The sequence below is a fragment of the Flagellimonas profundi genome (genome assembly GCF_017313275.1).
In the GTDB taxonomy this organism is placed as follows: domain Bacteria; phylum Bacteroidota; class Bacteroidia; order Flavobacteriales; family Flavobacteriaceae; genus Flagellimonas; species Flagellimonas profundi.
The window spans coordinates 599,559-624,195 of sequence record NZ_JAFLNM010000001.1; the positions used below are offsets into that span (position 1 = coordinate 599,559).

A 24,637-nucleotide genomic window follows, 5' to 3' on the forward strand; every position below is an offset into this window, starting at 1 on the left:
TTTTGGCCTAAGACAGGGGCGTTATTGTGTTATCAACTGTCTTATTTGGCGTTTCCTTCCCAAAGAGCAAACGAGGCACTTTCAATGGAGGACATGGCCTCCCTGTTAAATATTTTCTGAACTGTTTTCCACAAGATTTTTATATCATTTTTGAAACTTAAATGATCAACATACCATACATCATGGGCAAATCTTTCATTCCATGATAATGCAGTACGGCCATTCACTTGTGCCCATCCTGTAATACCGGGCTTCACCAAATGTCTTCTTGCTTGCTCTTCATTATATAAAGGAAGATATTCAATTAATAGGGGCCTAGGGCCAATGAGGGACATATCACCTTTCAATACATTGACCAATTGCAATAGTTCATCCAGGGAAGTTTTTCTAATGATCGCACCAACTTTGGTAATACGCTGCTCTTGATTCATTAATTCACTTTCATTGTCTTTTGGATCCTTCATGGTCTTGAACTTTATGATAGTGAATATTTCCGCGTTCTTTCCAGGTCTTTTTTGAAAGTAGAACGGTTTGCCATTATTGGTAAACAACAATAGAATGATTATTGTAATAATCAATGGTGATAACAAAATCAACGCCACCAGTGATATTGAAAAGTCTAAAAATCTTTTTAAAAACTTTTTATACATTATCAAGTAATCATTTTGGTTATATCCCTTTATGAAACTTTTAAAGTCCTGACTTTAAAAATCTTAGATATTGAATTAAGGCGAACCTGTCATAAAATGCAATTGATATAATGTCCAATTGTTTGATAATTATAAAAAATAATCCAGAATTGGATGCCCAAGTTGAGATTACTGATATCTCAAATATCTCTCCGGAAGTGGATATTCGGGAGAAATTCCATGCCACATCATGTTAATGATCCACCATCTATCCTTATAAAAAGCCAATTGAATACTTTTTACATCTTGCTTATAAGGTTTATTGTTGGCCATATCTTCCTTACTATGAAAAGCCTCGCAAGTACTTAATACGTGGGAAATATTTCCATAGGTTTCTTCAATCCTACCGATTTCTCTTTCATAAAAAGCTGTTTTGCGCGTTGTTTGCAGCCAATGCCCTGTTCTTTCGACATATTCATTAGGAGATATGAATTGAGGTCTTAAACTACCATTTATATCTTTTTCATAACCAATCTTGTTCGCTTGGGGGTGAAATAAAAACCTAAAGAAATCCCAATCTCTCGGTTGACCTGGTTCACCACCTAAACAGGCATAAAATGACTTAATTAAATCATCTACAGTTTGTACATGTTTTAAATACTCTTCTTTCATTCAAAATTGATATTTCGGTTAATGTTTTATTTAAATGGCAATAGATTCTATGTGGCATGAAGAAACTAAAGCATCTAAAATTAGAGATATTATTTTAAAATCTTTGGTGCCATAATTCCATATTCGACGTACAGCTCCTTTATCGGATGCACAACAAATTTCTCTTTTCTTAAATTAAATTGTAAGATTTTCAATGGCGGGTGATTGCCTAATCAGGTGTTGTATATCTTATAAATTGGGTAACTTGTCGTGTAAAGTGGCAGTGCCCAAATTATTTCTATTTTTTTGTTTTGTCAAACATGGCAATTTATTGCTAAATCTATCACCTCATGCCCAAAAATCTTTACAAAAATTATTTTAAACGGCTACTGGATTTTACTGCTTCAGTTATTGGTTTTTTGTTATTGTCGCCCATATTTGTTTTAGTATCGATAATTCTTTGGATTGATTTTAAGGGGACACCCTTTTTCTTACAAGAACGACCAGGGAAGGATGAGAAAATCTTTAAGATTATCAAGTTCAAGTCCATGAACAACAAAAAGGATGCCGATGGTAATTTGTTGTCCAATAGGGAACGCATTACGAAATTGGGTATGCTGGTTCGACGGTATTCCTTGGATGAAATTCCACAATTACTCAATGTTATCAAAGGTGATATGAGCTTGATCGGTCCTAGGCCGCTTGTGGTACTTTATCTTCCCTATTATAATGAAACCGAACGAAAAAGGCACAGTGTTAGACCTGGAATTACAGGGCTTGCACAGGTTAAGGGGCGAAATAACCTTGTTTGGGAAGACCGTTTTGCCTTGGATGTCCAATATGTGGAAAACTTGAGCTTTTTGTTTGATGTAAAAATCCTGTACTGGACCATCAAGAAAATATTCTCAAAATCGGAAGTTGCTGTGGATCAAGACGAATTTTTGGACTGGTTCAATATTTACCGACAAAAGCAATGGGATGCCGAAAAAGCTAGCTAAGGGTCAATAAATTTTTTATTGCTTACCGCCAAAGAAAAAAGGCGGATTGAGATAGGGGGGGAGCCCCCTTTTTAATTGTCCAAGACTGTTTTTATGTTATCAGTCAAATGCTTGTTAATTATATTCACATCAAATTTTTCCTCGGCCAATCGCCTACTTCTTTTCCCCATTTGATTTATTTTATCCGGGTTCTCAATAAAAAACTTACAAGATTCAATCAAGGGTTCCAAACTATTTGGTGGAATTAAAAAGCCGTTTTCATTCTCAACAATTGTTTCTTTACAGCCAGGAGTGTTAGTTGTAATAATGGGCATTCCTATAGAAAGTGCTTCTAAAATTGACCTAGGGATTCCTTCCCTATAAAAGGTGGGCAATACAAATACGTGCATATCCTTTAAAAAATCGGGCACATTACTTTTCCGTCCGTGAAAAACAATGACACCTGAATCGTGTAAAGTGTTCAGAGTTTCAATTTTAACACTTGAAGGAGAATTCCCCACTCCGCCGATAATATGGAATTCTGACAAAGGAAATTGCTTTTTCAATGCTATGGCTGTATCCATAAACAGTTGAATGCCCTTTTCTTTGATCAATCTAGCGACTATTACGAATTTTACGTTTTCGGAGTTTACATTGATCTCACGAAACGGATACCGGTCCAAATTAACCCCCGATCCATTTACAATATCTGTTTTTTGTTTCTTTGAAAGAATACGCTTTTTAAAAAACAGCTGTCTATCATCCTCATTTTGAAAAATGACCAATTTATTTTTTCTTAGCGCATATCGATATAGTCTTTTGGTTATTTGCTGGAGTAAATTGGCCTTTTTTGATGCTCCACTAAAGGTAAACCCCAACCCTGTAATCAATGAAATTGTTGGTGTGTTGCACATATTGGCAGCAATGGAGCCATACACAACGGGTTTGATGGTATAGGGGAAAACCAAATCAATATGATGTTTTTTAATAAGACTTTTTATTTGTAGAACAGATTTAAAATCCTTTACTGGATTAAGTCCTATTCTATCCAATTTCAAAGTAATTGGTGTAGCCCCTAATTGAGTTAGTTCATCGATATTTTTTGAGGTCATTTCAGGGGCCGCAGCAAATACGGTATATCCTTGTTCAACAAGTTCCGTCATGAAATCACCTCTAAAATGAGGTAATGAATTTGCCATAGAGGCTATGATCAATACATTTTTGTTCATCTATTGTCTTTAATTCCAAGTGTTACTAATTAATTGGCTCATCAAAGGTTATTGTTTTGACCGTAATTCAATTATTTTTTTGGTATAATACCTGATATTGTCTACACATGGTTAAAATATCATATGTTTTTGACCTTTCCTGGCATTTTGAAGCTACAACATTACGGTATTCAGTATCTTCAGCTAATTTTTTAATTTCAGGGATGAGACTATTTTCATTGTCATCCTCAAATAAGATCCCAGCACCTTTCACCACTTCAGTTAAACCAGGAACATCGGAAGCCATAAAAGGTTGTCCTGATGCCAAACCCTCTACGCTTGATAAGGAAAGTCCCTCAAAATGAGAAGATAGAATAACGATGTCAACACTTTTTAATAACCTTGGCACATCTTTTCTTACCCCCATAAAATGAACCCTGTTTTCTACTCCAATATTTTTGGCCAGTTCCTCGGACTCCTTTCTTAAGACACCTTCACCAACCAATAATAAAACATAGTGGTCGGGAAGTTCCTTTAATGATCGTATTAAGAAATTCTGGTTTTTTTGTGCGGTGAAACTGGAAACCTGCATAAGAGCAACATTTTTATCCATTAGTCCCAATTCCTCCTTTTGGTAGGGTTTAGCTTCCGTTATTTCTTGAAGGTCTATACCATTGTAGATTTTGGTAATATTGTTGAAAGAGCTACCCAAGTGTTTCTTGAGATTTTCATCCACAGAATCGGATATGCTCACAATCTCATCGTACTTTTTGTATATGATCTTGTCCAAAAACTTAAATAGTTTGGAGTCCCTTCTTCGATTGGTAGTATTATGCTCCGTATAGATCAGCCTGGGCTTTTTACCTATCATGGAGGCTATACCCGCCCAGTACAAACAAGGGAATAAGTGAACATGAACAATGTCATATTTCGAAAAATATTTTCTGAGCTTAAAAATGTGAAATGGATTATACACACTGGCTGTGCTACTCAACGAAAATACATTGACACCTGGATAATCATCTAACTTAGAAATAAAAGGGGAATCACCATCTTTAAGTAGCAGGATATCTACATCAACACCCAATTTTGAATAGGTTATGGCGGCATCTACCAGTAGTTTTTCTGCTCCTCCGGCTCCCAACGAATTTATGAGTTGTAAAACTTTCATGATTTATTTTTGTAAAACTTCCAAGAAAAGGTTTTCATATTGCTTCAAAATTTTGGGACTGTTGAACTTTCTCATCACAGAGGAACTGACAACTTTAGGTTCTAATTTTTGTTTCAAAAGCAAATTTAGCTTTTCAATGAACTCGACTTCGTTGTCAACGATATACCCATTTACACCTTCTTCGATAATCTCATCGATTCCTCCCAAAGCTTTGTATACAATTGCCGGCGTACCTGTGACACAGCTTTCAAGTAATGCATTTGGAAACCCCTCAACATAGGAACCTTGTAAGAATACATCTGCCTTTTTAAGATAATCAGATACATTTTTTGTAAATGGAATATGTTTAATATACTCCTCGATGTTGTTTTTCTTGGCGAAATTCAATATCTCCTCGGCCTTATTTCCATCTCCTAGCATGGTATATTCAAAAGGCTCATTATACTTTAAAAGTGCTTTTAAAATTCTCATGTGACCTTTTCTTTCAACCAAACTTCCAACTGTTATGAATTTTGGAACAGTGTTGTTGGGCATTTGTTTTTTTGGTACAAATGACTCGGATATGGGGTTATTTATTATCCTTATTTTTTTGGATGGTACATCAAAGTTCATCTGCATATCATTGGCCATATCTTTGGATTGACAAAGTATGATATCCAACAGTTTATATGAGTATTTAGTAAAGTCTATGAATGAAAACCATTTTTTAGAAGATTGGATTTTTGAAAGGACACTGATAACATTGACTTCCCTGCCAATAAAAATGATTTTTTTAAAAAAGATTGATTCAAATGCCATAATTGCATTAACATGACCAATGGCACTGATGACAATGTCCGGTTTTCGTTTTCGCAAGAGCGAAAATATGGGTGGAAAGGAGTGTAAAACTCTACTTTTTTCCAAAAAAACGAGATTTATATTTTCGATAGGGTAGGAGTAATCATTTTTACTTCCAATGACCACCAAGGTTGTCTCAAATAGTTCTTGATTAAGGTTTTGAGCAACAAAGGACATAACTCTTTCTGCTCCACCGGCCCGGAGCGAGGGAATCACAAAAAAAACTTTATATTTTTTATGCATACAAAAAAATAATATAATGCAAATTTAGCCAGTAAGCATCTAACCAAATTTGGATTTGAAGTTGTTCTTTGAACAACATAATGATTAAACGGAATAAAGAATGAAATATTTGTTCTAAAGAAATTATTTTATTAATTGTGAAATGAACAGATTTTCATCGAAAAATCCTATAAATAGTGTGCTTTAAGAATGAAATTTTTTTAACGAGATTATGAATCCTTAGAGCCATTATTTAGTTTTACCATAGCTGAACATAAAGAATATTTTTAGTTATCCAACTTTTGTCAAAAGCGTCATAATATTTTCAATGCCAAACTATCTGAGAAAACTTCGGCCCCTATATTGGACAAATGTGTTCTATCCCTCCAAAATTCTATAGAGTTATTGTCTTGAAACAAATTGGTGAAATCATAATATCTGATTTGCTTTTCTTTCATTATTTTTTCAAACTCTATATTGTCCCGTTCACAGTAATCAAAATAAATTGGAGAGGAGAAAACGATTAATTCTTTATTGTTTTTTTTGGAGAACATGACCAAATCATCTAATAACTTATTATATAGTTTGTTCACGTTAAAAGTTTCCAGACAATCTGTTTCTTTTGGCTCATTTAAAATTTTCTCGAATATTTTTTGTTGGCTTTTTGATACATATATTGGGTCGTAGCCATTATATTCTTTATAATCATATTTTGGTTTGAAAAAATTTTTAATAATGGGAATAGCGATTTTATTATACCCCAAAGACCAGTAAAATTTCTGAAAAATATTGTTTTGCCCTAACTGATCTATGTTTTTTGTAACTATACTGTTTCTATTGTACTTTGATTTCAAAGCTTTAATATCTTCTCCCAAATAACTATTGGAAAAAACATTTGAAGGATCTATGTGAAGGAGAATGGTTTGTTTTTTTTGGGGCAATAGTGTAATTAGGCTATGGGAGTAGGCTATCATGGTACCATCTACACCCATATTATAACAGTTGTTGGAAATTTTATTTGGGTTAACATGGTGGTTGGCTCTAGAACTACCAAAGACAATAAAGTCGAAATCATTTTTGGTTTTAAGGTATTGATTCAATTTACCTATACTTTGACCACTATATACATCATCACTTATTTTGTTGAACAAAAGATATACAGCTTTGTCTGCTATAAATGAAATAAGCAAAAAAGATATAATGATTTTAAAGACATAAATTGTTTTTTTTCTATCCATATTAACTAAAATTGAAAATAGATGAAGTTTTGTGATGTTGAATAGAACAAACATATAAATATTACCATTATTGAAATGATGAAGGATAATTTATAAGGCGTGTAATCTCTTCCAACTTCTTCGAGATTGATATCTCGGTATTTTAAATAAAAATCAATTAATAAACCGATTGCCAAAACAAGAATTGAGTTGACCATAATGCTAATATTACCGATATATGGAGGGCCAAAGGAAAAAGAGAATATCTGTTTGATTGCTGTTATTGCTGAATTAAAGGTTTGAGCCCTAAAAAATATCCAAGCAAATAATACAATTAAGAAAGTGATACCGTAGCCAAGAAATTTAATTTTCCTTATTGAAGTAAAAAGAGAATTAGCATTTAAAAGTTTTTCGATACATAAAACCGTTCCGTGAATACCTCCCCAGATAACAAAATTCCACGAACTACCATGCCAGAGTCCTCCAAGGAGCATGGTTAACATCAAATTTCTATAGGTGATTTTTATGCCTTTTCTGTTGCCGCCTAATGATATATACAGATAATCTCTTAACCAATAGGATAATGACATATGCCATTTTCGCCAAAACTCGGTCAACGACCTGGAAAAATAAGGCAGGTTGAAATTTTGATTGAATTTAAATCCCAACAATTTGGCAGTTCCGATCGCTATATCCGAATATCCTGAAAAGTCAAAATATATTTGAAAAGCATAGAACACTGTTGCTAAAATTAAAGATGTTGAATTATAGATTCCTGTATTGGCATAAATCGTGTCAACATACACCCCCAGTGTGTCAGCAATAACTATTTTTCTGATGAAACCTATAGTTATTTGAAGCAGACCTTCATTGAACCATTCCTTTTTGAATTTTCGAGGCCTTTCTATTTGAGGTAAGAGGTTGGATGCTCTTTCTATTGGACCCGCCACAAGCTGGGGAAAAAGTGCAATATAAGTACAGAAGGATAAAAAGTTGCGAGTAGGTTTAAACTGCCCTCGATAGATATCTATGGTATAACTTAAAGTTTGAAAGGTATAAAAACTTATTCCAACAGGGAGGATTATATTTAAGGTTAGATCATTGGGCTGCCATCCAAAAGTATTTGCTAACTCTGTAAATGAATCAACAAAGAAGTTGTAATATTTAAAAAAAGATAATAATCCAAGATTGGATATCAAACTTAAAAGAAGCCAATTTTTTTTTCTTCGGTTTGTTTTGGCCGAATATATTTTAGAACCAATGGAATAATCAATTATTGAGCTGATCAGGATTAATGATAAAAACCTCCAATCCCACCAAGCATAAAAAATATAACTTGAGACCAATAACAAAATGTTTTGATGTCTATGGTCTCGAAGAATCCAATAAAGAATAAAAACAGATACAAAAAGAACTAAAAATTCTGTAGAGTTAAATAGCATTGGAAATATTTATTGCAATTAAAATATTTCAAATATAAACGTGGATGCAGAGAATCTATTTTGTTTTTTGGACTAAAATATTTTAAATGGGCAAGTCTTAAAACAGGGAACCCAAAACAAATCATTAACAAAAATTGAATAATGAGGTTATTGCTTTTTAAAAAAAGTATGCCCGTGATTAAATCACGGGCATACACTTTTTATTTAAGTAATATTTTTAATCAAAATCAACCTGATACATAAACTCTTCAATGTTGGTATAACCATCACCATCAAAATCACCCCTGTAACTTTGTTCCAGGTTACCAAAAATTCGGATTTCCCATGCATCCGCCATACCGTCTTTGTCCGTGTCATAGGAATCTGGTCTGGTGTTGTGGGGAATTTCAGGCAATACCCAATTTGAGACGTTTTTAGGTTGGTAATAACTATTGTTTTGTACAATACTTAATTGACTTGAGTCAAAGGAATCACGGTAGGTTTGAACATAGCCATTGTCATCCAAATATTTAAAAGCCCCTACATCCCCATTGGAGACCAAGTTATCAAAGGCTTCAAAAGGTGACAGTACGTTCACAGGATTTGGAAACCCAAAACTGTGTTCGGTCTGTGTGAAATAAACTGATGGCGCAGAAATGGAGGCATCCTGAAGGGACCACATTGTGGAATTGTCTTCACTGCTGATGCCTTGTAAATTAACATCAACTCCACCAACAGTACCATTAAATACGTTTAACGCAGTATAAACCAATGGATTTCCTGAGGTAGCATCTCTATCTAACCTAATTTTATCGGGCGTAGTTCCTTGCCTTTGATAATAATTACCTACTGAATTCAATAAAAGGGAATGATAAGTAATACTATTTTTAGATGGGGTATTGTGAATAACATTGTTTATTTTTTCTGCCCTTCCGTTAAATGCCAGATTGGGCGTTCTATTAACGGAGGAAAAAACGTTGCTGTGCCAACTTATCGCATCAACAAAGTTTTCCGGATCGCCCTCCCTATTGGGGTTAATCTCTACATATGCTCCTGTGTTGGAATCCTGTATAAAGTTATGTTGAAAAGTAAGGTTTCTTAAACCTGTTCCGTTGGCGGCATGTTTTTCAGTTATGTAGGCACCTATTGCTTTGTCCTGCGCAAAAGACAAAGAACAATGGTCTACAATGATATCTTCACCTCCGTAAAACAATAATCCCCATGTAAAGGCGTCGTCCTCGGAAGTGACAACACCGTTCCTGTCATAAATGGGTCTACTTCTTAAATATCTGAATATTAAATTTTTATTGTCTCCTGTACTTCCATCAAATCGTAGACTTCTATCGGTAATGGTTATTCCTCCTTTGGGTGCAGATTGGCCAAATACAGTTTTGTTGTTCACGCCTTTATAACCATCGTACCACCCTCGACCGATATCTCCCAAATGCATATCTCCAGAAACATCAAAAACAATATAACCGACATTAGCTTCTTGCAGGGCAGTGAAAAAACCACCTGTATAATACTCGTCATTGCTGCCACTCCTGGCATGATGGGTCAACGCTGCGTACGGATCCAGAGTGTTTACGATTGCCAAAGCTTTTCCCCTACCACCGGTTGCGATTGAACCAGGGCCAAAAGCAGAAGGGAATGCCTTTAAAGCCCCCATGTCTTTGTCAGAATCAGAATATTGTGTTTTAACAGTAACGGAGGCTTGCTTCTGTTGTGTTACGTCTCCATTGGTAATTTCAACCGTATAGGTAAACGAATCGGTAACAACATCTCCGCTTCCTTTGTTGTCATCTATAGTTGGGGTGTAGGACAGCACATTGTCCTCATTGATTGTCAGCTCCCCATCCTGTGGTGCCGTAGTCTGTACGATATCGACCACTACATTTTCGGGAATACTGTCGTTGCTTAACACTGCTAAAAGAAAGGCTGTGTTTATGGCATTAATGGTATACTCATCATCCACAGGTTGAAATCCATTAGAGCTTACCCCAGTGGTATTTTTTTCATTAACGATCTGCTCTTCTATGGTATCAGAAAACAAATCACTGTCCTTGCTACATGAAAGAATCAGGATTGAAAATAATAATAACATAAGCTTTTGCTGAATGGATTTGTGGGGCGCCATTAAACAGGTAGTCAAGGGGTTGATAATAAAATTGATTTGGGAAACTAAAATACTACTCTTCTTCATAAAATCGGTAAAACACTATTTTTTTTCGATGAAATACATCTTTTTTAATGAAGATACTTACGACGAGGATTGAATTGTAGATGTTAATGGAATTTTTATTCGATGAAATGCATATTTCTTTAACATTTTCAATCAAAAGTAGTTAAGACCAAGTTAATTGAAATTAATCAAAATGATTAACATATGAGAGGGTTGAAAGAGTTGTTGGCATTTGAACCCATTTTGAAGAAAAATTTAGTTATCCAGCAGAGAAATTGAATTTAATTCGATTCCCCCAATGATATCAGAGAAGTATTTAGATCTTGATAGGAAATGGTTAATTTGAGATAGGGTAAATTATTCTTTCGTTTTAGTAAAAAACGGTACGGATATTCGATATAATAAACACATGTATATCATTCAATGAATTATGATGGTTTTGTAAATTGACCTAAATCAATTAGTATTCAATTTTATAACTTATATCCTATTGAATAAACTGTATTAACTTGGCAAGCTAAAATACACTTTAATTAATCAAGTTTAAGAAAGAAAATTAGATTGCCTGAATGGTTAATGCTTAATTAAATTAAGTTTTTCACCCAATTTTAAATCCCATTCACTTGGTTCTATGGGGCTATTACCTCCATCATGATGAAAGGTAAGTTCACCAAAGTATAATTGGCCATCAACATCGTACCAATCTACACGAACATAGCAAAAAGGTGCTGCCAATAACTCGGACAGTCTAATCATCTCCTCCAATGTAGAAGGCCTTTTTATATCATAATCACTAGGTTCTGTTTTTTTGCCATCTTTTACGGCGGCCCATTTGAAAGGTTCCCTCTTCCAGTTAACGTCGTACCAATTTCGAAAATGATGATCCGTACCCCTGTTCATATCAACTTGTATGGTAATAACTTTGCCATTGAAACAATGTAGTTTGTAATCAAAAGGTATTTTTCCTTCTTTGTTTTGGAGTAACTTTTCTACAATAATCCTTGGCTTTATATTTTTATACTGCCATTCTTTGGATTCCCAATAATAATTATGGCTTAATCGCTTTTTTAAACTTTTTTGAACTTGGTTCCAATCAATTTGTTCCGTGTCGTAAACAAAAACACCTCCGCCGCTGTCATGGTTTGTTTTAATAATATAGGGTGGTGATGGTAAATTATTGGGTACTATATCCTTAGGGTTTACGGTATGGTAATAAAGTGGAACCAAATACTTATCACCAACTTTTTCGTTAATATATTCTCTAACTGCAAATTTATCAGCACATTTTGTATGCAAAGGGGTGCGGTCATTAAGCTTTAACCAGACTATTTTTTCATTCAATGTTTTTGGGTCATTTAGATCCGGTGATTTTCCCATTCTTTTTTTGTGCCTGTGTATTGTGTATATTTTTTCAGGAACTAGCCTTTGTTTCAGCCAATAATAGATGTTACGGATAAACTTGGCCAAATATGTATTTCGAATAAATTTTTTGTAAAAGTTTTTCATAGTTGAGGACGAAAAAAATATATCTTAACTAACTCGTGTTTTTTAAATTTAGTATCAACTTCATGTTTAATTCCGGGAGATTTTAGAGCAAACTAAAATAGAATTTGGAATATCTGCCATGATATGTAATTACTTGTTATGCATTTCAGAATGGTTATATACTACTAATTGAAATGGTATCATCATTCGTATTTGAAACCAAAGAATTGTGGGGGGATTTAATCAATTTTGCAAAAACGAACATGGAAAGAAAAATTAAATAAAAATTAGAAAAGTACGTATGAGAAGCCATTAAAGTGAGAGAAATTACTAAACTTATATAAAATAATTCGGGTCTAATCTTAAATCCTCTTAAACTTTTAGCTAATAAAAATATATAAATGCCCAGTAGGATAATAAAAGGTATAAAACCAGCTTCTCCTATTACTAACAAATAAGTATTGTGAACACCAGGCAAGCCACCTGGTCTTCCTGAAAATTTTCGCCATCCGTTGCCAAAAAATGGATGGTCCATGATCTTATCATAATATAACGACCAAGTGTGGGTTCTTGAATCTTCATTAATTGTTTTGGAGTCAACTTGTTCGCTCCCAAAGATGCTTTTCAATGCAGTAAAACGTTCTGCGTTTAGGGTGAGTTTGTTTGAAAATGTGAAAATCAATATTAGTACTAGTGTGCCAACCAAAGGAAGTAAAAGGTTTTTTTTACTTTGGAGTATAGCAAACAAATTAATAATTACCCAAATCAGAATGAATGTTCTGGAAAAGGTAAGTATACCGGCCAGGGTCAATAAAAATTGACCAATTAATTTTAAATTTCGATTAGCTATGGAAAAAGATATTGCGAAACCAACTAAGCAAACACTGCCAGCTGTATTAGGATTTAAATAAAAACCACTGAACCTCCCGTAGTTTTCCTGAAAATGTCCTGCTTGAGCAGTTGGAAAAATAAGCGCATTCACAATAATACTAATTGCACCTATTAAAAGAATAAAATATAGTTCTTTATACTTTGAATTTCTAGCCAATTCCGCTCCACATATGACAACCACCATAAACCTGATCAATTCTTTTAAAAAAAAATTGTTTATATCTGGATCTGTATAATTAAAAGATGCGAAGACAAAATATAGTAGACCTAGATATACAAACGGATAGAGAGGTTTGCTCTTTTTGGTGAAAAAAAAGAAGATTACTAAAAGTAAAGATGTAAGATAACTACTGATAGAGCCAAATTTTGGCCCAAAATATTCCAACATATAACTCGGTATGTTGCATAACAACAAGAATAAGGCAAGCAATTTTATAAACTTCAATAGCATAGCTTCCAAGCAGTTCTTTTCGAATATTAATATAGTCACATTTTTGAAGTAACTAATTAATATTCAAAAATAATGGTGTTTACTGTTTTTTTATTGACACAGTGTAGATATTTATTACACAAAACTAAGTTGATGAAAAAAAATAAAGAATTAAAAGAGTTAAATGGCAATAAAAAATTGATAAGAGATTCAATTGAATTATTAAAAACCCATTTTGGAAATAACTTTGGGAACTATGCATAGCTCTTGAAATACAATTATTCGTTCGATTTATATGTGTTTTTTAATGATACTTTACTGTAATTGAACAACCTTCATCAAATTATAACATTGATGAAGGGTGGACAGTGGAGATTGAAAATTCCACCAAGATTAAACAAGTTGATTGGGATTAAAGAATTTTGGCAAAGCTAAGAATTCATGATTCAATATTAAAAGTCTTGTTTTTCTGTATTTTGGTAAAGTAAAAAAGAATTAGATTTCTCAAGATTACCACAACAGTAGTTGCTATTGCTATTCCGAACACTCCATAGGGTTTCACTAAAATAAAATTCAATATAATATTCAGAACAATACTAACAAATGAAACAATTGCCATATAGGAGTTTTTATTGATACTAGTTAAGAAATTGACCAACAACATTCCAGATATTTTAAAAGGGATATAAATCAAAATGATTTTTTGTAATCCGGATACTAAAACGGAATCTTCAGAAGTGAATTCGTTTCTTTCAAAAAAGAGGGACACAAAAAAATCCGAAGTTAGGATTCCCGCAATTGCAATTGCCGTACTTATTGCAAAGATTATTTTAAGAATTTTAAATAGTTGTTCGAATGCCTTTTCACGATTTTCCAATACCGATTTGGAAAAATGTGGTAATAATACATTGTTCATGGCAATAACTAAAATACCAATAGCGAAGGCTGGAATTTTTAAAGCATAATTTAAAGCAGCTATGGATCCTATTGCCAATTGTGCGGCAAAGAATTGATCAACAACACCATGTAGACCAGCAAAAGCACTTGATGTTATTTTTGCGGGGATTTGTTTAAACATTACAATGGCGTTTTGGCTTCTAAAATCTGGGGAGGATAGTTTAATAACATTTTTGCGCAAACATATGATCAATAGATATATAAAACCAATAACGGAACCTATAAGTGTGCTAATAGCCAATAACATATCCCCCAAAGATTCTCTAAAAAAAAGCAAGGCTACAATGGTCGTAATCGCTATAAAAACCCCACGAAAAGAAGAATATGCAAATTCATTATTTATATTTAGAAGGGAGGCGAGAATTGAAGATAATCCCCAGAAGTATAGACTGGGAAGAATAATGTAAAATTGGCTCTTAACCAAATCGTAATAAAAATCCTCTTTTCCTGGAAAAAAGGCTTCAAGATAAATATCAGTGCCTAGTATGGCAACAAGAGAGAACAGGGTAGCCGCTAATATGGAAGTAACAAACCCCATTGCTTGAAAAGAACCAATATTGTTGTTTTCTGATTTCGTTTCAGATATATAGTTTGGGATGAAAACTGTGTTGAAAGATTGTAAGAAAACATTTTGGATAAACCCCGGAATCAAAAAGGCGATAAAAAATGTATCGAGAATCATTGAAAGCCCAAAATTTGAAGCTACCAATGTTTCCTTATAAAACCCCAATCCCTTTATGAACAAAGTAACGGAACCAACAATCAATATGTTGCCAATCACCTTGTTTTTTAAGAGTCCCTGAATTTTATTTGCTAGCGTAGAAAACACAACCTTATTGGATATTTAAACAATGATTAATTTTATGGGACCATTCCTGTGCAATATTTTCTGCATTGAATTTAGCAACTTTTTCTTGTGCTTTTTGTCCAAAAGAAATTCTAAGCTCTTCGCTTTCCATTAAAATATTGAGTTTCTTGGTTAAGGCCGAAGTATCATTCACATCGATTAAATACCCGTTTTCACCATTTTCGATTAATTCGGAAGGGCCTGTGGGACAGTTTGTGGAAACACATGCCAGACCAAAGTGCATGGCTTCTATCAACGCATTTGGGAAACCTTCATAAATTGAACTGAAAGCGAAAATTTTAGCACGGTCATATACCTTCTGGATTTCTTCAACCCTACCTACAAGGTGAACCTTTTTTTGAAGATTTAATGTGGAAATAAGGTTCTCCAAATCTTTTCTTCTTTCACCTTCTCCCACCAAATAGAGTTGCCAATCGGTATAGTTGGTCTTTGAAAATGCTTTTATCAGTACATCCTGGGCTTTTTGAGGGTGTAATCTACCAACATTGAGGATAATGTTTTCCTTTGAGGATTGATTTGATGCAGTGTCCATATCAACTTTAAAATCAGTTGAAATTGGATTTGCTATGACCGTCTGCCTTTTAATGTTCAATTTTTCCTGGTAAAACTTTTTTGTGTCTTCTGTTTGAACAACAAGCCAGTTGGCATAAGGATAGAACAAGTCCCTAAGCTTTTTCCACATGCTGGGTATCCTATCATTCTTTGGATTGTTTCTTTCACTTATTATGACAGGTATGCCACATAGTTTTCCCGATATAATTGAAAGTATATTGGCAGAAGTGATAAATCCTAACAGTATCTGAATGCCGTTCTGTTTGATGATTGTAATTAATTTTCTTACCAGTTTTAAATTATTTGCAACTGCTGAAACAATCCCAGTACTATTATTATTTTCTTCTAAGCAATAATGTATGGTGACACCTTTCTGAATTTTATAAAAAGGTATGGTCCTTACCAAGCAAATAATATGCACTTCATATTGATTAGAAAGTGTATTTGATAAGGTGGATACTACTCTTTCAGCACCACCAGATCTTAACGATGGTATAACAAAAGCAATCTTGGCTTTATTCATTGTTTTGGGGATTCAACAAATTTGTACTTGCAAGATGGGTAAAAGACATTTTAAAGTCTAAAAAATATTGTAAAAGGTCAGTTTTATCGTTGTAACATCCCGAAATTTTTGTTCGTATTTTGAAATTTTCTTTGAAAAATCCTCAAAATAGGAGCAGACGGGAGAATTGAGAAACTTAGATTTCCAATCTAATTGTATTTTCCAAAGTCATTTTTCTGTTTAAATCCAGTTTTAAGCAATTTTTTATTTTGCCTAAATCGGGTTTTAAAGACAAAAAAGTTTGGCTTGGATTCATCCAAGCCAAACTTTATCCGATTCTTTTTTTAAGATCTATGATTTCTTTCCGATCTGAAAGTACTCGAATCCCATGGAATTCAACTTTTCATCATCGTACTGGTTTCTTCCATCAAAGATAACCGGTGACTTTAACAGTTTTTGTAATTCATCAAAATCAGGCGCCCTAAACTCTTTCCATTCGGTTAGCAATATCATGGCATCTGCTCCTTCCAAGGCAGCGTATTTTGCCGTGAAGTAATTTATATTGGGAGTGTCTTTAAGGTAAAAGTGTTTTGCTTCCTCCATGGCCTTTGGGTCATAGGCGTTGATTACAGCTCCTCTTTTAACCAATTCCTTTATGATGTATATGGCAGGTGCTTCACGCATATCATCAGTGCCTGGTTTAAAAGCAAGCCCCCAAACGGCAAATGTTTTTCCTTTGAGATCTTCACCGTATTTATCAACTACCTTTTTGGCAATGACAAATTTTTGGCGATCATTGACATCTTCCACAGCCTTTATAAGTTCTGGAGTATATCCGTGCTCTTCCGCAGTCCGCTTAAGTGCTTTAACATCTTTTGGAAAACATGATCCTCCATAACCACTACCAGGATAGATAAAGCTATATCCAATTCGGCTGTCCGAGCCAATTCCAATACGAACCTTATTTACATCCGCATCGACCAATTCACAAATATTTGAAATCTCATTCATAAAAGAGATTTTAGTTGCTAACATTGCATTGGCCACATATTTTGTCATTTCAGCAGACCTTACATCCATGGTAATCAGTCGGTCCATACTACTTCTAAAGAAGGGTGAATACAGGGAGCGCATTTTTTTGGTTGCAGCTTCATCGTCGGAGCCAACAACCACACGGTCCGGTTTCAAGAAATCATTGATGGCATCTCCTTCCTTTAAAAACTCTGGGTTGGAAACTACATGGAATTCAATTTCCACGTTTCTTTTTTTCAATTCGTCGGATATCGTTTTTTTAACCTTATCCGCTGTGCCTACCGGAACAGTTGATTTATCGACCACAATAAGTGGGGTGGACATATGTTCGCCAATTTCTTTGGCAACCTGTAGGACATACTTGAGATCTGCGGAACCATCTTCTCCCATAGGAGTTCCAACGGCGATAAAAGCAACATCACAATTTTCCAGATTATCTTTTAAACTCGTACTGAAAAGTAGGGTATTATTATCAATATTTCGATTTACCATGGGTTCCAAACCTGGTTCGTAAATTGGGATAATACCTTTTTTTAGTCCTTCTATTTTGTTTTCATCAACATCTATGCAGGTTACCGTGTTTCCCATTTCTGCAAAGCAGGTTCCACTCACTAGGCCTACATATCCAGTGCCAATTACTGTTAAATTCATGTTTGATTTTATTTAATACGTTTTATTAAGAATCTATATGCACAAGTATTTAAGTCTAAACGCAATAACAGCGAAATTATGATATTGCTTTTTCCGGATGGTAAAATTGTTTGTACCAATCAATAAATTTTTTGACACCTTCTCCTATTGGAGTATTGGGTCTATAATCGTAATCTCTGATCAAATCATCAACGTTGGCCCATGTTTTCTCTACATCCCCAGGTTGCATTGGCATATTATTTCTTTTGGCCTTTATACCCAGACTTTTTTCAATTTCTTCAATAAAGTCCAATAATTTTACGGAACTACTATTGCCGATGTTATATAATTTGTAAAGTTGGTTTTCCGCTATTCTTTCCGAAACATCGGCTTCAATGATTCGAACTACACCTTCGGTAATATCATCAATGTAGGTGAAATCCCTCTCCAGTTTACCATGGTTGAAAACCTTGATTGGATCACCATTTAAAATTGCTTTGGTGAACAAAAACATTGCCATGTCCGGCCTGCCCCATGGACCGTAAACGGTGAAAAAACGGAGTCCGGTGGTCGCAAATCCATAAAGATGACTATAGGTGTGTGCCATTAATTCGTTGCTTTTTTTGGAAGCGGCATACAAACTCACTGGATGATCCACAGAATCCGTAGTCTCAAATGGTATTTTTTTGTTTAGGCCATAAACGCTTGAACTGCTGGCATATACCAAGTGCTTTACCTTATTGTGACGACAACCTTCTAGAATATTTAAAAATCCCACTATATTACTGTCCACATAGGCCTCGGGATTTTCAAGACTATATCTTACACCAGCTTGTGCTGCAAGGTTGCACACCACGTCAAACTTTTCCTGTTTAAATAGTTCGGATAAATTGTCACGGTCCGTCAGGTCCATCCGAACAAATCTAAATTTGGTCTTTTTGGTGCTTGTGGTCAATATGCCTTCTTTTAAAGCATCTTCTTTGTCAATACCAAGTACACCAAGTCTCGCATACTTGAGGTTTACATCATAATAATCATTGATATTGTCAAGGCCTATCACCTCATGTCCTAGGTCTAACAATTTACAAGATACATGGAACCCAATAAAACCGGCAGCACCGGTAACTAAAATTTTCATATTAAGCTTTGGTGTAAATAGTGTTTAATTTTGATTGAAAATGGAGTACAAATCTACTTTCTTTTAGTTTGTTTCGGAAGTAACTGCCCAAAGGTTTTTCAATAACCTTATGTATCAGAAGGGATAAAACCATCATTAGTAAAATCAAAGAAACAAGTAATATCCATTTGTTTACGTAGGGTGAAAATTGGTTTAATATAGTATAACCAATATTTTGATGAATTAGATAAAGCGGATAGGTTATGGCCCCTAAGGTTAAAAAATATTTTTTATTTAAAAAGTGCAACTTTTCAACACTAATTAGATAAAATAAGGTATAAAATGTTGTGATAAAGAATGAAACTGTTAAGTAGGAAAAATGATGAACATAGGCTTCATTAAGATGATCAACCTTCACAAAAGCAAATTGTAAAGAAATCAAGTAGCAACAGATTAAGAAAACAAAATATTTCCATTTAAAGCCTTCTTTATAAATGAGAAAGAAGAACATTCCCGCGACAAAGTACGAACTCCATTGTGGAAAGGTGATAAAATATAGCAACTTTAATGGAAAGTAAGCCTTTCCAAAGGGAACGACCAATTGTAGGGCAGCAATGCCCAAAAGGGCTATGGCAAAAACCCTTATATATTTAATCAAATTGAAGAATAAAATAACCCCAATTAAAATATAAAATTTGAGTTCAATTATTAAGGACCAATAAACTCCATCAACATGGGGTATTCCAAAAAAACCATGAAACATAGTGAGGTTCAGCAAAATTTCTTTTGTTGATAATAAGCGCTCTGGTGCCCCCCAAAAAAATAGAACTATCAAAGTAATCAAAAGGCAAATCCAATATGCCGGGTAAAGTCTACTAAAACGGGAAATCATAAATTTGGTGAGATTCGAATTTAAGGCTGTCATGAGTATTACGAACCCGCTGATTATGAAAAACAAATCTACACCGAGGTAACCATATTTAGAAAGCTCTTCAAGAGGCTCAAACCGAACTAAAGACAAATTATCCTTTGAATATCCTCTAAAGCAGTAGTGATAAAACAATACATAGAGTGCTGCAAGGAAGCGCAGTAGGTCAATGTGGTATAATCTTTTTCTTAACACAATATATTGTGATTAAACTATGGACACAAAGATGTGAAAAATGAAATGGAGGGGTGTAAATATGATGACTATCTACCTAAAACTTCGATTAAATTCAATCTTTGTTTACTTTATAAGATACTCAAGATTGCATGTTCTGGTAATATCTCATGTTCTCCTTCAAAAATGAACAGATTTACGTTTGGGTTCTTTTTCGCAAAAAAAACAGCCCTATTATTGATAGAGCCGTATTTCCCTAGAGCTCTTCTATTTTCGAGTAAGTATAGTGTTTCTTTAAGGGTAACCATTCTAAATGGTTCATCTTTATAAAGTTCGCTTACAATTTTATTGTAAAAGTTAATTGAATGTGTGATAGGTACGCTTCCTTGGACACCATCGTGTATGCCAGTGTACAAATTAAGTTCTGTGGCCATTGATTTTTTCTTTGATATCGGCATATGTAAGGGAGACCTTCTTCGAGCCTCATAAATGTTCAAACTGTCTTTGGATTCTGTGCAGGCCAGTATATCTTTCCAAGATAGGTTTTCTTTACTGATACTTTGATAATACCAAGACTCCAAATCCGATATGCCGACCCAAGATTGGTAGCTTGCTACTTGGAATTCAGATAATAAGTAGTGACACATCGCGGTATAACCTCCACCACTTAAACCAATAACATGTATGTTTTTTATATCCACATTGGAATTTTGTATTGCAAAATCGATAGCTTCATCTATTTGACCAATAACAAGATTACTGCAGCAGGAGTTGGGATTGTTGTTTGGACCATTAAAGTTGGGATGAATGTAATTAAGGTTATTTTCCAGACACAACTGAGACAAAGGGTCTGGTTGCGTATGGTCACCGCCCCATGTGTGAAGACTAACAACAAGAGGTCTGGCCTCTTTGTCCTGTGTTTTATGGAAATATGCATATTGTTCGTGCTTTGTGAACCTACTCTTTATCTTAACTTCTTTAAAACCCCTGTTCCATTTATTTGGTGGGTCAACTAATCGAGTAATTATAAGCACTGCTTTCTTGGCATATTGGGCTTGATTAAAGTCATAGAATACCAACAGAGATATTAAAACACTGATTACAATTATATATATTGACTTTATCTTCAATTTAGTTAATGAGTTTATGTATAAAGTAAAAGGTTAGAAAATTATTCCGATGTCGGCAAAAATATTTAATGAATCCGCTCATTGGTTAATTTACGTTAAAAAGTAGACATAAATACTTTTGTTTAAACTTGGAAATCATAATTAAGGTTATTGGGTGTCATTAAGGGAAATGTGACCGATTGCCCTTATTCCCCGAAAGTTTTTTTACCAATTATAAACACTTAATCGATTATTTCACATCTTGACCGAATAGGTGACTGAAATCATTTTATGGGTGAAAATTACTCTTACTTTTATAATCGAGAATTTGATTCTCACCTACTTATATCAACCCAAAACTGAAATGGAAACCACAGTGTTAAAGAAAATTTGGTTGTCACCTCCTCATATGGGAGGAAATGAAGAAGCCTATGTAAAGGAGGCCTTTGAAACCAATTGGATAGCTCCTTTGGGACCTAACGTCCAACAATTTGAAAAATCAATTGAAGATTTTGTTGGAAATAATGCCCATGCAGCTTGTTTAAGCTCAGGAACAGGGGCCATACATTTAGGACTGGAGCTTTTGGGAGTAAGTAAAGGAGATGAAGTGATCTGTCAAAGTTTTACTTTTTCAGCTTCAGCAAACCCTATCACTTATTTGGGAGCATCTCCAATATTTGTGGACAGTGAAGAAGATACGTGGAATATCTCACCGATCCTTTTGGAAGAAGCAATTAAGGATAGAATGGCCCATGGAAAAAAACCAAAGGCCATTGTGGCGGTACATTTATATGGAATGCCCTATAAAGTGGATGAGGTTCATGCGATAGCGAGGAATTATGATATTCCGGTAATCGAAGATAGCGCTGAAGCTTTGGGTAGCTCTTACAGAGGCTTTAATTGCGGAAGCTTTGGTGATATCGGGGTTTTATCTTTTAATGGAAACAAAATTATAACCACTTCTGGTGGTGGAGCCTTATTATGCAAAGACCAAACGACCAAGGAAAAGGCAGTTTTTTTGGCTACTCAGGCCAGAGATAATGCTCCACATTATCAGCATTCCCATATTGGTTACAATTATAGGATGAGCAATGTATTGGCCGGAATTGGTCGTGGTCAAATGGAAGTTCTGAAAGATAGGGTGGCGGCTAGAAGGCATAATTTTCAATATTATAAAGAGCACCTTTCAACCTTGCCTGATATCACTTTTATCAATGAGCCAGAAGGAAGTTATTCCAATAGATGGCTCACCTGTATTTTGACCCCATCTTTTGAAGTAAGGGAAAACTTAAGAACAGCCTTGGATAAAAAGAATATAGAGTCTAGACCTTTATGGAAGCCTATGCATTTGCAACCGGTATTCGAAAAAAATGTTTCGTTCGTTAATGGAATTAGTGAGGATCTATTCGAAAGAGGGTTATGCTTGCCTAGCGGTAGCAGTCTCGAAATAGATGATTTGGATCGAATTTGTGGAATCATTAAAAACGAACTCAAATGATCAAGGAATTCTTTTTTAGGGGTGGTAGGCGATATGCTTCCAAATGGACGGTACTTTTCATAGACCTTTGTATTATTTCCTTTTCGTTCATTTTGGCATACTTTATTAGGTTCAACCTAAGTTTCAATTTCGATGTACAGCGATTGTGGGCCCAGCTTCCGGTCATAGTATTACTGTTTTTGGCTGCTTTCTTGATTTCCGGGAGTTACAAGGGGGTGGTAAGGCATACGGGGATTAAAGACGTATATGCCATTTTTAATGCGGTATGTTTGGCCAGTATCGGTGCCATTGCGGTTGTTTTGGCAAATAGATATTTGGAGTTGGTAGATAGATTCACAATTCCATTGTCCATCATTATTATTAATAGCTTATTGGCATTTTTGGCACTTGCAGCGTCCAGATTTGTTTTCAAAATAGCTTTTGAAAGTATAATGAAAAGTGGTCAGGCACCATCAAAGAACCTTATAATTTATGGGGCTGGGGAGTCGGGCATCATTACATACAATACATTGACGAATCACTCGAAAATGGGAGTGAAAGTAATTGGTTTTGTTGACAACAACTTGCAAAAAGTCGGTAAACAGATAAATGGGGTCAAAGTATATGATAAATCCATACTGACAGAAGCCTTTATCAAGTTCAATAATGTTTCAGAAGTTATTTTCTCCATTCAGACGATTAACCCAAAACGGCTGAGGACCTTGGTAAATGAAATTGTTGATTTGCCCGTAAATGTAAAAATAGTTCCACCAGTAGAGGATTGGATCAATGGAGAGTTGAAAGTATCACAGATCAAGCGAGTCCAGATTGAGGATTTATTGGATCGACCTCCAATTGAAATCAAGAATAGCAAGGTGATGAAGGATTTTGATGACAAAGTAATTATGGTTACTGGAGGAGCTGGGTCTATCGGTAGTGAATTGGTGAGACAGATTTGCAAGTACAACTACCGTTCTTTGATTATTATCGATCAGGCAGAATCTGCACTATATGACTTACAACAGGAATTAAAACAGGCTGGTTTTTTCAACTTTGTTCCCATTGTCAGCGATATAAGGGATAAAAACAAAATGCGTGTGCTGTTTGAACAATACCAGCCCGATAGGATATTTCATGCTGCGGCATATAAACATGTCCCGCTCATGGAGCAGAACCCTTATGAAGCGGTGAAAATCAATGTAGCGGGTACCAAAACCATTGTTGACCTTGCATCTGAATACGAAGTGGAAAAATTTGTTTTTGTTTCTACGGACAAAGCGGTGAACCCAACGAATATTATGGGAGCTACCAAACGTATTGCGGAGATGTATATTAGTTGCAGACAGCAGGAAGGCAAAACCAAATTTATAACAACCCGATTTGGAAATGTGCTAGGTTCCAATGGGTCGGTAATACCATTGTTCAGAAAACAAATAGAAAAAGGAGGGCCATTAACAGTTACCCATAAAGATATCACGCGGTATTTTATGACCATTCCAGAAGCATCCCAATTGGTATTGGAAGCCGGTGCCATGGGAAAAGGAGGTGAGATTTTTATCTTCGATATGGGAGAATCCGTAAAAATCATGGATTTGGCCAAGAATATGATTAGGCTTTCAGGATTGCAATACCCCGATGATATTGATATTAAGATCACCGGTTTGAGGCCAGGGGAAAAGTTATATGAAGAGCTTTTGGCCAATGGTGAAAATACGCTTCCTACATATCATGATAAAATCATGATCAGTAAGGTAAGGGAAATCAATTACCCCAAAGTTCGTACCTTAATAGACGAGCTTTGTATATCCAATCTTTTCTTTAAGGACAATGTCGTTCAATTGATGAAAAACATTGTTCCGGAATATATTTCCAACAATTCAGATTTTTGTAAATTGGACGAAAAGAAGTCAAATCCAGAAACCATAAAGGAATCCAAAGTAAATTTTCCCCAACTAAACAGCTAAATTTTA

General features: G+C 34.8%; 19 protein-coding genes. 3 read left to right on the forward strand and 16 right to left on the reverse strand.

Annotated features, from left to right (window positions below):
- Window positions 1-41: 41 nt before the first annotated feature.
- Window positions 42-650, reverse strand: coding sequence for a sugar transferase (locus tag J0654_RS02640; RefSeq protein WP_207026217.1), 609 nt, complete (start codon window positions 648-650; stop codon window positions 42-44).
- Window positions 651-818: 168 nt separating this feature from the next.
- Entirely contained in the window at window positions 819-1,301 is a 483-nt protein-coding gene (locus J0654_RS02645) for a hypothetical protein (protein WP_207026218.1), read from the reverse strand.
- A gap of 329 nt (window positions 1,302-1,630) precedes the next feature.
- Between J0654_RS02645 and J0654_RS02650 the strand changes: the two genes are divergently transcribed.
- A complete protein-coding gene (locus J0654_RS02650) occupies window positions 1,631-2,278 on the forward strand; it encodes a sugar transferase (protein WP_207026219.1) in 648 nt (215 codons plus the stop codon).
- A gap of 71 nt (window positions 2,279-2,349) precedes the next feature.
- Here J0654_RS02650 and J0654_RS02655 read toward each other — a convergent pair whose 3' ends face one another.
- The 14 genes from J0654_RS02655 to J0654_RS02720 all read right to left on the reverse strand — a co-directional run bounded on the left by J0654_RS02655 (window position 2,350) and on the right by J0654_RS02720 (window position 21,211).
- A complete protein-coding gene (locus tag J0654_RS02655; protein ID WP_207026220.1) occupies window positions 2,350-3,486 on the reverse strand; it encodes a glycosyltransferase family 4 protein in 1,137 nt (378 codons plus the stop codon).
- 67 nt (window positions 3,487-3,553) lie between these two features.
- Window positions 3,554-4,636 (reverse strand): glycosyltransferase, encoded by a 1,083-nt coding sequence (locus J0654_RS02660; RefSeq protein ID WP_207026221.1) that lies wholly within the window; start codon window positions 4,634-4,636, stop codon window positions 3,554-3,556.
- Window positions 4,637-4,639: 3 nt separating this feature from the next.
- Window positions 4,640-5,716: a glycosyltransferase gene (locus tag J0654_RS02665; RefSeq protein ID WP_262897156.1), complete on the reverse strand. Its 1,077-nt coding sequence runs from the start codon at window positions 5,714-5,716 to the stop codon at window positions 4,640-4,642.
- A gap of 293 nt (window positions 5,717-6,009) precedes the next feature.
- On the reverse strand, window positions 6,010-6,933 hold the full coding sequence (locus J0654_RS02670; protein ID WP_207026223.1) for a hypothetical protein: 924 nt from the start codon (window positions 6,931-6,933) through the stop codon (window positions 6,010-6,012).
- A 5-nt stretch (window positions 6,934-6,938) separates the two neighbouring features.
- Window positions 6,939-8,354: an MBOAT family O-acyltransferase gene (locus J0654_RS02675; RefSeq protein ID WP_207026224.1), complete on the reverse strand. Its 1,416-nt coding sequence runs from the start codon at window positions 8,352-8,354 to the stop codon at window positions 6,939-6,941.
- 217 nt (window positions 8,355-8,571) lie between these two features.
- On the reverse strand, window positions 8,572-10,437 hold the full coding sequence (locus J0654_RS02680) for an Ig-like domain-containing protein (protein ID WP_207026225.1): 1,866 nt from the start codon (window positions 10,435-10,437) through the stop codon (window positions 8,572-8,574).
- 651 nt (window positions 10,438-11,088) lie between these two features.
- A complete protein-coding gene (locus J0654_RS02685) occupies window positions 11,089-11,892 on the reverse strand; it encodes an ATP-grasp fold amidoligase family protein (RefSeq protein ID WP_207026226.1) in 804 nt (267 codons plus the stop codon).
- A 283-nt stretch (window positions 11,893-12,175) separates the two neighbouring features.
- On the reverse strand, window positions 12,176-13,279 hold the full coding sequence (locus tag J0654_RS02690) for an O-antigen ligase family protein (RefSeq protein WP_207026227.1): 1,104 nt from the start codon (window positions 13,277-13,279) through the stop codon (window positions 12,176-12,178).
- A gap of 481 nt (window positions 13,280-13,760) precedes the next feature.
- Entirely contained in the window at window positions 13,761-15,107 is a 1,347-nt protein-coding gene (gene murJ, locus J0654_RS02695; RefSeq protein ID WP_313783120.1) for a murein biosynthesis integral membrane protein MurJ, read from the reverse strand.
- A 4-nt stretch (window positions 15,108-15,111) separates the two neighbouring features.
- Window positions 15,112-16,221, reverse strand: a complete 1,110-nt coding sequence (locus tag J0654_RS02700) for a glycosyltransferase family 4 protein (protein ID WP_207026228.1) — start codon at window positions 16,219-16,221, stop codon at window positions 15,112-15,114.
- Between the two features lie 330 nt (window positions 16,222-16,551).
- Window positions 16,552-17,883: a UDP-glucose dehydrogenase family protein gene (locus J0654_RS02705; protein WP_207026229.1), complete on the reverse strand. Its 1,332-nt coding sequence runs from the start codon at window positions 17,881-17,883 to the stop codon at window positions 16,552-16,554.
- A gap of 76 nt (window positions 17,884-17,959) precedes the next feature.
- A complete protein-coding gene (locus J0654_RS02710; RefSeq protein WP_207026230.1) occupies window positions 17,960-19,000 on the reverse strand; it encodes an NAD-dependent epimerase in 1,041 nt (346 codons plus the stop codon).
- A 1-nt stretch (window position 19,001) separates the two neighbouring features.
- Entirely contained in the window at window positions 19,002-20,102 is a 1,101-nt protein-coding gene (locus tag J0654_RS02715) for an acyltransferase family protein (protein WP_207026231.1), read from the reverse strand.
- Between the two features lie 110 nt (window positions 20,103-20,212).
- Window positions 20,213-21,211: an alpha/beta hydrolase family protein gene (locus J0654_RS02720; protein ID WP_207026232.1), complete on the reverse strand. Its 999-nt coding sequence runs from the start codon at window positions 21,209-21,211 to the stop codon at window positions 20,213-20,215.
- A 343-nt stretch (window positions 21,212-21,554) separates the two neighbouring features.
- Between J0654_RS02720 and J0654_RS02725 the strand changes: the two genes are divergently transcribed.
- Both J0654_RS02725 and J0654_RS02730 read left to right on the forward strand, forming a co-directional pair.
- Window positions 21,555-22,688, forward strand: a complete 1,134-nt coding sequence (locus J0654_RS02725) for a DegT/DnrJ/EryC1/StrS family aminotransferase (protein WP_237685869.1) — start codon at window positions 21,555-21,557, stop codon at window positions 22,686-22,688.
- Window positions 22,685-24,631 (forward strand): polysaccharide biosynthesis protein, encoded by a 1,947-nt coding sequence (locus J0654_RS02730; protein ID WP_207026233.1) that lies wholly within the window; start codon window positions 22,685-22,687, stop codon window positions 24,629-24,631. The genes J0654_RS02725 and J0654_RS02730 overlap by 4 nt, the downstream gene beginning before the upstream one ends.
- Window positions 24,632-24,637: the final 6 nt, after the last annotated feature.